The organism is Robertmurraya kyonggiensis (assembly GCF_005116465.1).
Taxonomy (GTDB): domain Bacteria; phylum Bacillota; class Bacilli; order Bacillales; family Cytobacillaceae; genus Robertmurraya; species Robertmurraya kyonggiensis.
In genome coordinates, this window is sequence record NZ_SWBM01000001.1 from 1708406 (window position 1) to 1721832 (window position 13427).

Here is a 13427-nt window from a genome sequence, read left to right on the forward strand (position 1 = left end):
TGAAAGGATGAACATTATGTCCCCATGGAATTTCTCACCATTTAATAAAGAGACGATGCAAAAGCTTAAACGGATGCAACCTGAAGAAGTCCAAAACTATGTAAACGAAGTAATGGGAAAAATGTTCCCACCAGAGATGCAAGGAATGAATTTTGCGAAGGGCTTTAACTCTTCATCAGAAGACTCAACGAATGCACTATCTGCAAAAGTGTTCGAAACTCTTGACTATGTATATGTGATGATACCAATTGACGACGAAGATTGGTTACAAAAGATGAAGTTGTATTATACGTCCAATCAACTAATTATAGAACATATTCCAAAATCTGAGGATAAACAAACTATCACCCTTCCCGCTATTGTTCGGAAAAAAGGTTCTAGAGCTACCTATAAGGATGGGATTCTCGAAATTAAAATACCGAAAAATATCGATATGCAATACTCTGAGATTGATATCACAGAGAAGTATTAAAAATGAGCATTCGAATTCATCCGGATGCTCATTATATTCAAGAATTAGATTAATGCTCTCCTTCTTCATGCTCTTCCATGTTCATTTGAGAAGTGGAATCTTCCTCAGGTTCACTTGCTTCTCCAATCACAAACTCCGTCTTTGGCATATTATGCATTTCTCTTGCCGTTACATGCGAAATAACATAATAGGTCCCTTCTTGCTCAAAGCTTTTTTCTAAACGATAGATGCCATTTTCAGCATGCTTGATTTCCATTTTTTCATGCTCTTCATCATGAGCACGCCATATTTCAAATAATACCTCGTCTGCATCAGTTACTTCTTCATCTCCATAGGTTACTTTTGCTTCAATGATTACAGGTTCATTCACCTCTCCTTTTTGAGGATTCACTGAAAGATTTACTTCCGTAAAAAAAGGTTCTTCTGACTTTTCATCTTGTTGTGCGCAACCAGTAATGGACACCGCACCTATAAAAGTAATTAATAGAATAAGTAAATTTTTTTTCATTTTATGTATTCTCCTTTGACTTTCGGTCCAAAGCTATCTTATCACAGATTTTCAAATAGTTGATAATAGGTCCCATGATTTAACGAAATGCTCACAAATTCCTTACTTTTTTCACATTACATATTTAAAAGGATATATGCAAAAAATAATTTGAGAAAGTCTATTCGAAAGGAGAATGAAAATGAGTGGACCTTATTGTTGCCCCAATTGCAAAACGAATCGAACCCGTTTCAATGTGATTAATCAGGAACCACATTCCGTAAAAATGAATCCTCAAACGGGTGAAATTATGGAAGAATATACAAATGACCAATTAAGTCCTTTTCATATGGCCTATAACGGACCAGAGATACGTGTCCAATGTGCTGTTTGTGGATTAATCGAAGATGAACGGACATTTATTAAATTTGGAGAAAAAAGTAATGCTTGAGAGGATATCCTCTCAAGCATTATTCACTAAAGTTCTCATTTCTAAATTTCTCTACATCTATTTTCCAACTATCAAAAGGTGTATATCTCACCAACTGGATTTCACCTCGATATTTTTGCCATCTTCCCCCTTGCATTTGCCAATCCACTTCAATTGGAACTGCAAGCGTTAATTTCCCAACTAAATCCTCGTCAGGCAATTGAGGCATATTCGTGATCGCAACATTATCCACTTTCTTGAGAACCTTTGCCCATTTTAAATCCTGGAGACCTACATCATCAATAATTGTCTCATCGTCTTCCTTAAAACCCGCAATTAAAGCACTAATCAATTCATATGGGTTTGCCTTTTGTAGCTGAGCATCTAATTTTCCCGCAGCTTTTAGAATCATAAGCTTATGCGACAAGTCCATGAAATTTCGTCGATGGGTTGTACTACCGTAAAAATGAATACAAAAATGACCAGGAAAATTATTTTTTAATGCACCAGCACCATGAGGCATACCATGCATGGACGCAGCGATTTTTTTATCCTCATGTAAAACAATAATCGCCCTTCGCTTCCAACTCCATGTTCCATCATAGATTCCCTTCATAATCGCCGTATCTTCTTTAGTAAGGGGCTGAACATCAGCGTGCCTACTCCCTGCTCTTCTTTGGACTCGAAATTCCTTACCTGTTATGACATCTTTGACGGTAAACTTTGAATACTTAGGTAAGAGAAGATTCACTTCATCCCATTCGAGCATCTCTGTCTTAATTTTGACATTATTTTTTTTTCCAGCCGATACATTGGATGTAGTTCCGACAAATAATAAAGAAACAAGGAACAAGATAACCATTCTCATAATCTAAGTACACTTCCATATTTTTCGAAATTTACATATGAAAAGTTTCCCCCACATTTATGAGAACATGCAACCAATTTCCTATAAGTCAAGTACAAAACACACAACGCAAAGAAATCGACCCTACTCGTCGATTTCTTCCAGTCTTTCTTGAAGCATTTCCTTCAGCATTTGGTCGACTTTTCTCTCAAGTTCTGACAGATTATTCTTGGTCATATAGCCAACTTCATGAAATAATTCACTTTTACATCTCCAAATTGGAATATATGCATTTGGGTAGTACTCGTCATCCTTCTCTAATCCGATTTCGATAAAGGATTCATAAGAAGGATCAAATACATTCGTTTGTTCTGCGACTTTACCTTTTAAAGTTCTCAAACAATCAATCGTTAAATGAGCATCTAAATTTTGAAAAGCACTGCTATATTTTTCTTCCATTTGTTTGCACATTTCGCTACATCTATTTTCTAAATTCCAAATTTGATCTTTAAGCTGTTTATTAAAATCAATCACCTGTAACAATCTATCACCTCTAGTACTGCATCAACAAAACTAAGCTATCTCTAAGGAGTCATTTTATCTCATTTCCAATTTTCTTACAAACCACCATAACCTTTTCTCCTTCAAAACCAAATGAAAACCCCTCCAGTTAGGAGGGGTTAAAGGTTAAGATTTAATTTGTTCTTTTAGTACTTCAACAGCCTTTTGGATTTGTGTGTCATTATTATTAATGAGCTCTCTAAGCTTTTCCATTAACTTTAACGTCGTTTCACCTTTAAGGATTCCATTTGCTTCAAGCTTTTCTGCTTTTTGAAACTTGATTACAGCCTGTTCAGTTTTTTCATCAAAGAAGCCATCTACTCTACCAGGGTCATACCCTAAAGCTTTTAGCATACCTTGTGCCGATTTAACCTCTGTTGACGAGCTTGAAAGCTTAAACTCCTCTTCTGGATTAACAAGAGTTAACGTTGAATAGTCCGGAAGTGCAACCTCATAATTTGGCGTAATTCCTTTTTCATGAATCCAGTTTCCTTTTGGAGTTAGCCATTTTTCAGTAGTGAACTTGATATTTGAGCCATCTTCAAAATCCTGAGCCCTTTGAACAGTCCCTTTTCCAAAAGACTTTTCACCAACTAAAGGTACATTCGCAGATTCACTAACGGCAGCAGCAAGTATCTCTGATGCGCTAGCACTCCCTTTGTCAATTACAACTACGAGCGGAAGACTAGGGTTATCTTTGTTATTGGAATTCACTTTCTCCACATTTCCATCTCGGTCTTCGATTTGGAAAAGGATGTCTCCTTCAGGTACGAAAAGACTAGAAATTGCAATTGCTTGATCCAATAATCCACCTGGATTTTGTCTTAAATCAAGAACAAGGCCCTTCATTCCTTGATTTTGTAGCTCATTCAATTTTTCAATTAACTCTTTTGATGTGTTTTCTGAAAATGATGTGATTTGGATTTTTGCAATCCCTTCATCAATCATTTCTCCATATACTGTTTCCAATGGGATAGTATCACGGACAACTGTAATTTTAAGCGGTGACTCAGTACCAGGTCGCTCAATTTCAAGTTCAACCTTTGTACCCTTTTCTCCTCTGATTAGCATTACAGCTTCTGTTGAGCTCATTCCTTGAATACTTTTTCCATCAACTGTTAAGACTTTATCCTCTGGTTTTATTCCTGCCTTTTCTGCTGGAGAACCTTTAAGAGGAGACACGATCACAATAAAGCCATCTCTTTCTTGGATTTCTGCTCCAATCCCTTCAAAAGAAGAAGAGATGCTTTGATGGAAGCTAGCCGCTTCATCCTCATTCATATAATCTGAATACGGATCATCGAGCGATTCGATCATTCCATTAATCGCTCCATTTACAAGCTTATTTTCATCTACTTCTTTGTAATAGCCTTTTGTTATCGTATCAAAAGCAGTATACAGCTTGTCAAATTCATTTCTTTCACTGATCACAGGAACTGCCTTTTCATCTCCAAATGCTAGTGCAAAGGTTGTGATTCCTGCAGAAAGAAACACAACGAAAAACAATAGCATGATAAAGTGAAATTTTTTCATGTGAACGAAGCCAGATTGTTTGTCATTCGGCTCCTTATTTAATTCTTCATTTTCCAATCCTGTCACCACTTTCATTTCCGTAGAGAAAACTTTGTTGTTGATTTCAGAAAAATCCTTTATTAATTAGAATAACATTTTTACAAATAAATTAACAAAGAAAAATGTACAATCCATTAACAAAATATTAACAAAGTATGAAGAGACTTATATTTTTTCCACGATATCGAAATATTCTTCAAGGGTTAGTTCCTTTTCGAAAATTACAGTTGCCGCTTGCACACCTACATAGCGAAAATGCCACGGTTCGTACTGGTAGCCTGTAATATCTTCTTTACCTTTTGGATATCTTACGATAAAGCCGAATTTATGAGCATTGTTTGCTAACCATTTGCCTTCTACCGTTTCACCGAACTCTTCGATTAATTCTAAGTTCACACTATGGCTCGAAACATCCATCGCTAAACCAGTCTGATGTTCACTATTTCCAGGAACAGCAACGACTTCTGACGCTGCCGCTACTCCCGCTTGACTTACTTTCGCATCAAAGACACTCTTCTGTCTTTCGTAAGAACGATAGCCTGACACTGCGAAAATCTCTAGATTTTCTTTTTTTGCAGCTGCTAGCATAATTTCTAAATGCTTCGCTGCTTCCTTTCGCATATAGCTTTTTTCAATATCCAAATTCCCAAAAGAGAAAGGTACATTTGGACGTACAAGATCTTCGGGCGCATAAAAGTCTGGTAACGCAAATTGCTTATTCACAAGTGATAAGATATTTAAGGGATTTTGAATTATGCTTCTCCCATCCACTTCTACAATTTCATTAAAGAATTGTGACTCAAGCTTAGGTTCAGGTGATTCCTGAGTTACTTCTGTTGGCTTTTGCTCTTCTTCTACAGGTACAGTATCCTTTGGCCCCGCTTGATTGTCATTTTGATTGACAAATGGAATTTTGCTTACAATTCCATCGAACTCGCTGCATCCACCTAAAAACAGTGTTAAACTTATTCCGCTGATTAGTACAATAGTTTTTTTCATTTTTTCCACCAAATTTTTCTAAGAATTAGTAGCATGTATATTTAACAGTTAAATTCCAATATAGAATTACTAACTTATTCTACAATATCTTTTTCTATAATAACAGGGAAATTAATTGGTAGGATTGGACTGTTTCTTAAGATTAGAAAAAAGCTCCACTTTTAAAAGTGAAGCTTTTGACCCCTATTTAATCGCAGCTTCTAATGAAACTTCAATCATTTCATTGAAAGTTGTTTGTCTTTCTTCAGCTGTTGTTTCTTCTCCAGTGATTAAGTGATCACTTACTGTTAAAACAGATAGAGCATTGCGTCCAAACTTAGCAGCTAAGGTATACAGAGCTGCAGTTTCCATTTCAATCGCAAGAATTTGGTATTGTGCCCATTTTTCATGTTCAGCATTGTCATTGTAGAACATATCTGCTGTAAAAACATTTCCTACCTTTAGGTTAAGTCCTTTTTCCTGACCAACATCATAAGCTTTTTTCAATAGTTCAAAATTTGCTGTTGGTGCGTAATCGATTCCATTAAAAGTTAAGCGGTTCATTTGCGAATCAGTTGAAGCAGTCATTGCCAATATTACATCACGAACCTTTACATCCTTTTGAATAGCTCCGCAAGTACCAACACGAATCAAGTTTTGAACATTATAGCTTTGCATGAGTTCGTTTACATAAATGGAGATAGAAGGAACTCCCATCCCTGTTCCTTGAACCGAAATTCTATTTCCTTTATATGTACCAGTAAACCCAAACATATTACGTACTTCGTTATAACACTCTACATTCTCTAAAAAAGTTTCCGCAATATATTTTGCGCGTAACGGATCACCTGGAAGTAATACCGTTTCTGCGATTTCATTTTCCTTTGCACCAATATGTATACTCATTATGTATTTCCTCCTTAAAATTAGAGCTCTGTCCTATTATACCTCGAAATATATTGTTTGTAGAGTGAAGGATTTTCATGAGGGATTTTTTTATTTTATCCGGGAAAACTATCTGTAGCATTTTTAAAGGAGGAACAAAGATGCCAAAGGAAAAAATGAGCAAGAAGCTTAAGCAGGCTGTCCAGCATGCAAATGAAACTAATCCATCTTCAAGGAGAAATACAGAACCGCACACTTCTTTAACTGTGAGAAGACAACACAAACAATAAACACTGGAGGTTCCCATGGGCAAAAAGCATCGAAATCGAGTAAATCAACCAAAGAAAAATAATCATATTCCACCTGAAGCAATCGTTGCTGAGCATGAAGCTCATGCAAAAGAAAATACATCTAAGGATCGAAAAAATACGTAAAGAAAAGCCGGGAAATGTTCCCGGTTTTTCTCATCTAATATGAATGCGATTAATCTTCATCCAACCACCAGGGACGAGTTTGTAATAGGATTGTCCTAATCTCCCTTCATCAATAAACACGATATCTCCTGTACACATAAACCTTCCTTCATAGTCTATTGGCATGCAATCCACAATATTAAATTGACGGAAGACGTTTTCTAAGCACTCGTCGTGTGTATTTCCTTCGACTTCGATTCTATAAACCTTCTTATATCCCTTCGCTTGTCTAAATTCAGGAGTTTGAAAAATGGTAACATCGTATGTTTTCTTCTTTACTCGATATAACTCATAAATCATTTACCTCACCCTCCTAAAAGTTTCTTGCTTTATTACATTAAAGATTACTGTTGTCGATTCCTTCATCAAAACTTCACTATTATTGTCGAAGGTAACTTTTTAATTTGACAAAAAAAACGATGAAGCCACATTGATTTGGGCTTCATCGTAATAGATTATCTAAATAAGTTTTCCACACTTCCTCAGCCTGAAAGTCTAACTTTTAAGAATATTGATTTATCACACTTTGTATCTTTTGTTTAATAGCCGGAATATCAGCTGAAGATACTCTAAAACGTACGTTAGTTTCATCCATTTCTAACGCTTCAGCAAATAGGCTAGCTAACCCTCGTGCTCTTCTATCTACCTGTAGCAGGATTTCCATATCATCACTTGAAGTAGGGAAAAAGACAAGCTCAAGTTCATCTAGACGTCCACGATATAGACCTGAAACTGGTACAAATTCAAATTCTTGTACAAAAGGCAGACGTCGGCGGAGACGATAAGGTGCCTCTTCACAATCCGCTTCGCGTAAACGGAATCCTAAATCACTCACTCCATTTAACACTGCCTCCATTAAGCGATTAGGAACGACTTTTATAAAATCTTTATCTGATGGATCAACAGCGTTTTTAATATCTAACCCAGTTGTCACCCATACTTTTGTTCTTCCAATCGTTAAAGGTGTGTCACTTGGAATTCGAAACGCAATCGGAATTTCCTTTCGTTCATTCGCATGTATAGTAAACGGTTCTGTTAGTTTGAATTTATCAACTTGACCTACATTCGTATATTTCTTGTCATCCCGTTCCTTTATGTATGTTGTATGGATCGTCAAATAGATCGAATCAATCGTTTGCTCAATATTTCCACCTTGAATCTCAACTACACCTCTAATTTCTTCACCTGGTGCAACGGTTTCTCTTTCAAGCTTTGTATCTACTTTAGCTGCACCAATTCCTACACTAGCAAACACCTTATTAAAAAACGACATCCCATTTCCTCCCAATAATCAAATTTTATTTTTCTATGTAAAAATATACGAATGCCAAAAGAAATAGTTTCATTTAACATGAAAAATGCTCGCCTGATGGCGAACATTTTTTTATCTATCTTCCATTTCTTCATCAATAATGCATTTTGCCAATAAATATTCAAAAGTAATGTCTGCGAGCTCCTCTACTTCACCCTCAGAAGGTGCGTATCCTCTTCGTAATAATTCCTGGAAGAAAAAATCTGCAATTTCATCCGTATCAATAAATACTTCAATTTCTCTCACAGCATCGCCCCCTTTGTACAGAATGTATGATGGCGAACTTATTTTCATTCTTCTACAGACAAATTTTATGTTTCCTTATAGTCATATTTATGTGATGGACAAGCATAGAAATGGATAGTAAGAAACACGCGATTCATCAAGATACCGCGTAGACTCATCTACCAGACAATTCTCAAGAAATGAATTTATAAGATAAATAGGAGGATATATAGATGATAACCAATTCAAAGACATTCAAAACAATTCGAGAAGATCTACAGCTTGAAGAAAGTCACACGCTAGCGATTTTTGAAAAAATAACCTCGCTACTTTTTAAAGGGGTTTTGATACTAGGTATTCCTTTGCTAACCTATATGTTGCTTTTCCTTTGATTGAGGGAACGATTATTGCCAACTAGAATTTGGAGTTTCCTTACAACAACTCTCATAATATGTTTATATTCTTCATCTTGAAATAGTTCATATAACACCGAATAATCATTATATATATCAAGCAGCGTATCAATCGTCTGCCTTAATTCTTTTTTCTCATCTAAAATTTGTTTTTCTGCTTTTCGATGAGCAAGCATCGGTTCCTGAACTTCAACTGTGTTTTGTTTTTTATTGGCCAAATACAAGAGTCCTAGCTTTTGGATAAAGGTATCCGCGCTATCTGCATCAGCTACGAGTGTTAGCTCCTCATCGCCAGCTTCAAGCCACTCTCCATCTTTTACCCTTGCAAGCTCGTAAATTACATCTTCCCATGCATCCTCTTTATATCTCCAAATCTCAGTGCGAAACCCAACGATTTTAAATAAATCTGCACCATATCCTCTTACCTGAACAAGGTCTCCTATAAAGTAACGATATTCAATATCAATTTGCTCTTTTTCCGTGATGCTTCCTTCATATTCTTCTATATCCTGAAGACTGGATTCCATGAATAGTCCTTCACTGCCATTAACCCCATACACATGCATCCCATCTAGCCATTTAACATCGGTTACCTTTCCTACCGTACCATAAATTGTGATCACGACTGTATCACCGATTTTAAATTTAGGTTTTTTCCTTTCTTTCATTGCCTCCAGCTCCTAATGATGAGTCGTGAAATTTATACGATATTATATGCTCGATCAAGAAAATCCGTACGTTATATGTCGCTCCCATTCTTTGGCAACAATTCTTGCTTAATGGTGTTTATAAGGCTATTTATGAATCTCATGTATAAAAATTTTAATAGCAAAACTAAAAATTAGAGCCCACACAAAATGATGTAGGCTCTATCAATTCATACTGCAGATGTTATATTCCAATTAAAAGGATCACGCATATCCTTCCAATTTTGCAGCATCTCGTCCTCAGTTAGCAAACAGCGGTCCAGAGATGATTTTACTAACTCTTTATCCATATCAATTCCGATCAAGACGATTTCGTTCTTACGATCACCAAATGTCTCATCCCAATCCTCTTTCAATGTAGGCTCTTCTTTTAAATACTGCTCTTGTTGAGCTGTTGGCAAAGCCGCTACCCAATAGGAAACAGGCTCTAATTGCACAGATGGACCCGCCTGTGAAAATAATAATGCTAGCTCATTCCTAGTTGCACACCACACGATTCCTTTTGCTCTAACAACCATCTCAAGCATTTCCCCCACCCAAGTATTAAATCTTTCAGAGTGAAAAGGGAATTGACTTCTATAAACAAAGGAACTGATCCCATACTCTTCCGTTTCTGGTGTATGCTCGGGAGCCTCCAATTCTTGTAACCACCCAGCTGATTCACTCGCTATTTCGAAATCGAAAAGGCGAGTATTGAGAATCGCTGAAGACTCAATCTTGCCCTGTATTGAACGGTAAAATTTTGCGGTTGGTTGAAGTTTTCTTAACAATACCTCAAGCTGTTTTAATTCATCTTCCTCCAACAAATCACATTTATTAAGAATCAACACATCACAGAATTCAATTTGATCAATTAACAGATCGGCTACTGTTCGCTCATCTCCTTCTCCAGCAGCTTGGCTTCTTTCAAGAAGAAGATCTCCTGAGGCTAAATCATGCCAAAATCTATTTGCATCTACAACTGTCACCATCGTGTCCAGTCTACAATGTTTGGTGAGATCAATCCCTAGCTCTTCATCGATATAGGAAAAAGTTTGGGCAACAGGCACTGGTTCACTAATCCCTGTAGATTCAATGACTATGTAATCGATATTCCCTAACTCCACAAGTCGTTCTACTTCTATCAATAGGTCTTCTCTCAATGTGCAACAAATACACCCATTTGAGAGTTCTACAAGCTTTTCCTCAGTTCTATTTAAGCCTCCTCCTTGTTTTACTAACTCAGCATCCACATTAATTTCGCTCATGTCATTAACAATAACTGCCACTCTTAAACCTTCACGATTTTGAAGGATATGATTCATCAATGTTGTTTTACCTGCCCCTAAATAACCACTTAATACTGTTACTGGAATTCGTTTGTCCGTCATATTTAAATCTCCTTTTCGTCCATAAATCAAAATCATTACGATTTAACCAATAAAAAAATAGAATCTCATATTATCTTGTCTCGAGATGTATCGTATACCGTTTCAGCCGAGGAGAGTATTTCCTTAGCTCAAGCCTTTCCGGATTATTGCGCTTATTCTTTGTAGTAATATAATTCCGATCACCTGTTTCTGTACATTGTAGAGTTATTTTTACACGCATTAACATCACCTCCTCAAAATTATAAATCGAAATTATTACGATTTATAATTTATCTTTAATTAATACGTTTGTCAAGGAACCAAAAACAAAAAAAAACGCCAAAAGGCGTCATCTTTGTTCTGTCACGATATAAATTTCCCATGCATCATCAAACACAATCATGCTCGGTAAATACTGTCCATTTAATTCCAAGTAATTACTCAACTCTTCATAATCTTCACTGTTCTTTGGAAAACTATGATCCTCATAGGCAGAATTGGCGAAATGATTAATAGGATTTTGTGGTTTTGGATGTCTATATTTCATTAGAAAATGGTAGAAGGATTTGAGCATTCAAACATTTCTCCCTTTGCTCATGTTTTGACTATTACTATAACCCATCTACCGACTAAACGTCTACTAGCAACACCCACCAATTGAAGCTACTAGAAATCAAAGTAATTCCTTTTTAAGAGTCTTGGTTTTTCCATCAATTCTCGATAAGAGATGACTTTTTCCAAATCCTTTGTATTGATTAAAAAAAGTTGATCCTCAATTTCCTTCACAATGGAGTCTTCTTGATAAATCATTCCACACTCCAAACAAACGATGGTCGGCGTCTCAATAATCTCAATAGCCTTTGTACCATCTGGCAACTCCCAATAGACTGATTGTTCTTCTCGACGGATTTCACCACTATTGCACCATGCACAGTATTTGCTCATCCTTATGCCTCCTTCGTTTCTGAAGAAGACTTTTCATATTTTTCCTGTTGAGATTTGAACTTCTTCTCCTTTAACTGATCTCTCTTATCTCGTTTGTCTTTTAAAGAATGATGGTTCGGATCACTATCGTACTGTTCACGACGATTCAAACGCTCAATCCCTTCCGGAACTAAATTGAACTTCTTATCATTCATTAAAGCTGAGATACCAATGTTAGACCGCTTCTCCTCCATATCTGGATAAACCTTTTGGAAATAACCTTCTGCCGTACCCGCAACATAGCCTTCTGGCTCCGGATAAGTAGTAATGACCCCTTCAAAGTTCCTCAACACGACTTTATCTGCACTTTGTGAAATTAAATAATTCGGTTGTAACGCAATCTTTCCGCCACCACCAGGTGCATCAACGACGAATGTTGGCACAGCATAGCCGGAAGTGTGTCCTCTAAGACCTTCGATGATTTCAAGACCTTTTGAAACTGGAGCGCGAAAATGACCAATTCCCTCTGAAAGGTCACATTGGTAAATATAATATGGCCGAACGCGAATTTTAACTAAATCATGCATTAGCTTTTTCATGATCGGCACGCTGTCATTAATACCCGCAAGGATAACAGACTGATTCCCAACTGGTACACCACTGTTTGCAAGCATTTCGCATGCTCTTTTCGAATCCTCTGTGATCTCAATCGAAGTGTTAAAATGCGTGTTGAGCCAAATTGGATGATATTTTTTTAAAATATTGCAGAGATTTTCCGTAATTCGTTGTGGAAAAACAACAGGCGCACGTGTTCCGATGCGGATAATCTCTACATGGTCAATTTCTCGTAAATTTTTCAATATATATTCTAAAATGGTGTCATTTATTAATAGGCCATCTCCGCCTGAAATAAGAACATCTCTGACTTCAGGGGTGTTTCGAATATACCCTATCGCTTCATCAAGCTGCTTTTTTGGAACTCCCATCCCAATCTGTCCTGAAAATCTCCTCCGAGTACAATAACGACAATACATGGAGCATTGATTAGTCACGAGAAAAAGAACCCGGTCAGGATAGCGATGAGTAAGTCCTGGTACTGGCGAGTCTTCGTCCTCATGTAACGGATCTTCTAGATCATACTTTGTTTTGTGAATTTCCTTCGAAACTGGGACAGACTGCATCCGAACAGGGCAACGTGGATCATCTGGATTCATCAATGAAGCATAATAGGGCGTGATGTTTAGTGGAATTGTTTTTGTGGATATCTTTACCCCTTCTTCTTCCTCTTGTGTTAGATTAATGACTTTTTTCAAATCCTCTAATGTTCGAATTGTATTTGTTAACTGCCAGAGCCAATCATTCCATTGCTCCTCAGTTACATCCTTCCATAACTCAATTTCTTTCCAATGGCGCTTCGGTTTATATAAGGTTTGTTTCACTACAAATCCCCCTACACTCTCATTTGTAGTAATTTATGCAAGTATCGTGCCAATGTAGATGGGAGAAGGTAAGAACGGGTTTTGGCCCTCAATGTTGATTTTTAGATTTTCGAAAGTTGCACCTACTTAACCGGAGAAATTCCGTTAATTTTGAAGAATTATAGTTTATTAGGTCAATTAGGCGGAGATTTTCCGCTAATTGATCTAAAAAGCCTTAAAATCATGAAAATGTATAGCTTAACCGGAAAATTTCCGGTTATTCATAGAGAAATAGGTAAATTTCTTGATTTAGCCGGATTTTTTCAGCCTATTTTTCAATGCAAATGTAATTCAACTCCCACTTTTAACAGAGC

At 36.7% G+C, this 13427-nt stretch carries 19 protein-coding genes; 4 read left to right on the forward strand and 15 right to left on the reverse strand.

Annotated features, from left to right (window positions below; translation table 11 throughout):
- The first annotated feature begins 16 nt into the window (after positions 1–16).
- Positions 17–472: an Hsp20/alpha crystallin family protein gene (locus tag FA727_RS08515; RefSeq protein ID WP_136830475.1), complete on the forward strand. Its 456-nt coding sequence runs from the start codon at positions 17–19 to the stop codon at positions 470–472.
- A gap of 49 nt (positions 473–521) precedes the next feature.
- On the opposite strand, the gene FA727_RS08520 is transcribed toward FA727_RS08515, so the two are convergent.
- Positions 522–980, reverse strand: coding sequence for a FixH family protein (locus tag FA727_RS08520; protein WP_136830476.1), 459 nt, complete (start codon positions 978–980; stop codon positions 522–524).
- Positions 981–1161: 181 nt separating this feature from the next.
- On the opposite strand from FA727_RS08520, the gene FA727_RS08525 reads away from it, so the two are divergent.
- Positions 1162–1410 carry a DNA alkylation repair protein gene (locus tag FA727_RS08525; protein WP_136830477.1) on the forward strand — a complete coding sequence of 83 codons (249 nt, stop codon included), beginning with the start codon at positions 1162–1164 and terminating at the stop codon, positions 1408–1410.
- Between the two features lie 19 nt (positions 1411–1429).
- Here the strand turns inward: FA727_RS08525 and FA727_RS08530 are convergent, their stop codons facing one another.
- The 5 genes from FA727_RS08530 to deoD form a co-directional block, all read right to left on the reverse strand.
- The gene (locus FA727_RS08530; protein ID WP_136830478.1) at positions 1430–2257 is read right to left on the reverse strand and encodes a hypothetical protein; all 828 of its coding nucleotides are present in this window, start codon (positions 2255–2257) and stop codon (positions 1430–1432) included.
- Between the two features lie 123 nt (positions 2258–2380).
- Positions 2381–2779: a hypothetical protein gene (locus FA727_RS08535; protein WP_136830479.1), complete on the reverse strand. Its 399-nt coding sequence runs from the start codon at positions 2777–2779 to the stop codon at positions 2381–2383.
- 144 nt (positions 2780–2923) lie between these two features.
- On the reverse strand, positions 2924–4405 hold the full coding sequence (locus FA727_RS08540; RefSeq protein ID WP_136830480.1) for a lmo1851 family serine protease: 1482 nt from the start codon (positions 4403–4405) through the stop codon (positions 2924–2926).
- 129 nt (positions 4406–4534) lie between these two features.
- Positions 4535–5377: a M15 family metallopeptidase gene (locus tag FA727_RS08545; RefSeq protein WP_438646612.1), complete on the reverse strand. Its 843-nt coding sequence runs from the start codon at positions 5375–5377 to the stop codon at positions 4535–4537.
- 174 nt (positions 5378–5551) lie between these two features.
- The gene (deoD, locus tag FA727_RS08550) at positions 5552–6253 is read right to left on the reverse strand and encodes a purine-nucleoside phosphorylase (RefSeq protein ID WP_136830482.1); all 702 of its coding nucleotides are present in this window, start codon (positions 6251–6253) and stop codon (positions 5552–5554) included.
- 140 nt (positions 6254–6393) lie between these two features.
- Here deoD and FA727_RS24915 point away from each other — a divergent pair, with 140 nt between their 5' ends.
- Together FA727_RS24915 and yoyE are read left to right on the forward strand one after the other, a co-directional pair.
- Complete coding sequence (locus FA727_RS24915) at positions 6394–6522, forward strand: hypothetical protein (protein WP_281280869.1); 129 nt, start codon at positions 6394–6396, stop codon at positions 6520–6522.
- A gap of 15 nt (positions 6523–6537) precedes the next feature.
- Positions 6538–6666, forward strand: coding sequence for a protein YoyE (gene yoyE / locus FA727_RS24920; protein WP_281280870.1), 129 nt, complete (start codon positions 6538–6540; stop codon positions 6664–6666).
- A 30-nt stretch (positions 6667–6696) separates the two neighbouring features.
- On the opposite strand, the gene FA727_RS08555 is transcribed toward yoyE, so the two are convergent.
- The 9 genes from FA727_RS08555 to kamA all read right to left on the reverse strand — a co-directional run bounded on the left by FA727_RS08555 (position 6697) and on the right by kamA (position 13074).
- Positions 6697–7005: a YodL domain-containing protein gene (locus tag FA727_RS08555; RefSeq protein WP_136830483.1), complete on the reverse strand. Its 309-nt coding sequence runs from the start codon at positions 7003–7005 to the stop codon at positions 6697–6699.
- Between the two features lie 202 nt (positions 7006–7207).
- Positions 7208–7978: a sporulation protein gene (locus FA727_RS08560; protein WP_136830484.1), complete on the reverse strand. Its 771-nt coding sequence runs from the start codon at positions 7976–7978 to the stop codon at positions 7208–7210.
- 111 nt (positions 7979–8089) lie between these two features.
- A complete protein-coding gene (locus FA727_RS08565) occupies positions 8090–8263 on the reverse strand; it encodes a YozD family protein (RefSeq protein ID WP_136830485.1) in 174 nt (57 codons plus the stop codon).
- Between the two features lie 349 nt (positions 8264–8612).
- The gene (gene yodN, locus FA727_RS08570; RefSeq protein ID WP_136830486.1) at positions 8613–9323 is read right to left on the reverse strand and encodes a germination protein YodN; all 711 of its coding nucleotides are present in this window, start codon (positions 9321–9323) and stop codon (positions 8613–8615) included.
- A 209-nt stretch (positions 9324–9532) separates the two neighbouring features.
- Positions 9533–10732, reverse strand: coding sequence for a GTP-binding protein (locus FA727_RS08575; protein WP_136830487.1), 1200 nt, complete (start codon positions 10730–10732; stop codon positions 9533–9535).
- A gap of 70 nt (positions 10733–10802) precedes the next feature.
- Positions 10803–10952 (reverse strand): 50S ribosomal protein L33, encoded by a 150-nt coding sequence (gene rpmG, locus FA727_RS08580; protein WP_136830488.1) that lies wholly within the window; start codon positions 10950–10952, stop codon positions 10803–10805.
- Positions 10953–11060: 108 nt separating this feature from the next.
- On the reverse strand, positions 11061–11285 hold the full coding sequence (locus tag FA727_RS08585) for a YozE family protein (RefSeq protein ID WP_136830489.1): 225 nt from the start codon (positions 11283–11285) through the stop codon (positions 11061–11063).
- Between the two features lie 92 nt (positions 11286–11377).
- Positions 11378–11656 (reverse strand): YokU family protein, encoded by a 279-nt coding sequence (locus tag FA727_RS08590; protein WP_136830490.1) that lies wholly within the window; start codon positions 11654–11656, stop codon positions 11378–11380.
- 2 nt (positions 11657–11658) lie between these two features.
- Positions 11659–13074: a lysine 2,3-aminomutase gene (kamA, locus tag FA727_RS08595; RefSeq protein WP_136830491.1), complete on the reverse strand. Its 1416-nt coding sequence runs from the start codon at positions 13072–13074 to the stop codon at positions 11659–11661.
- Between the last annotated feature and the right edge of the window lie 353 nt (positions 13075–13427).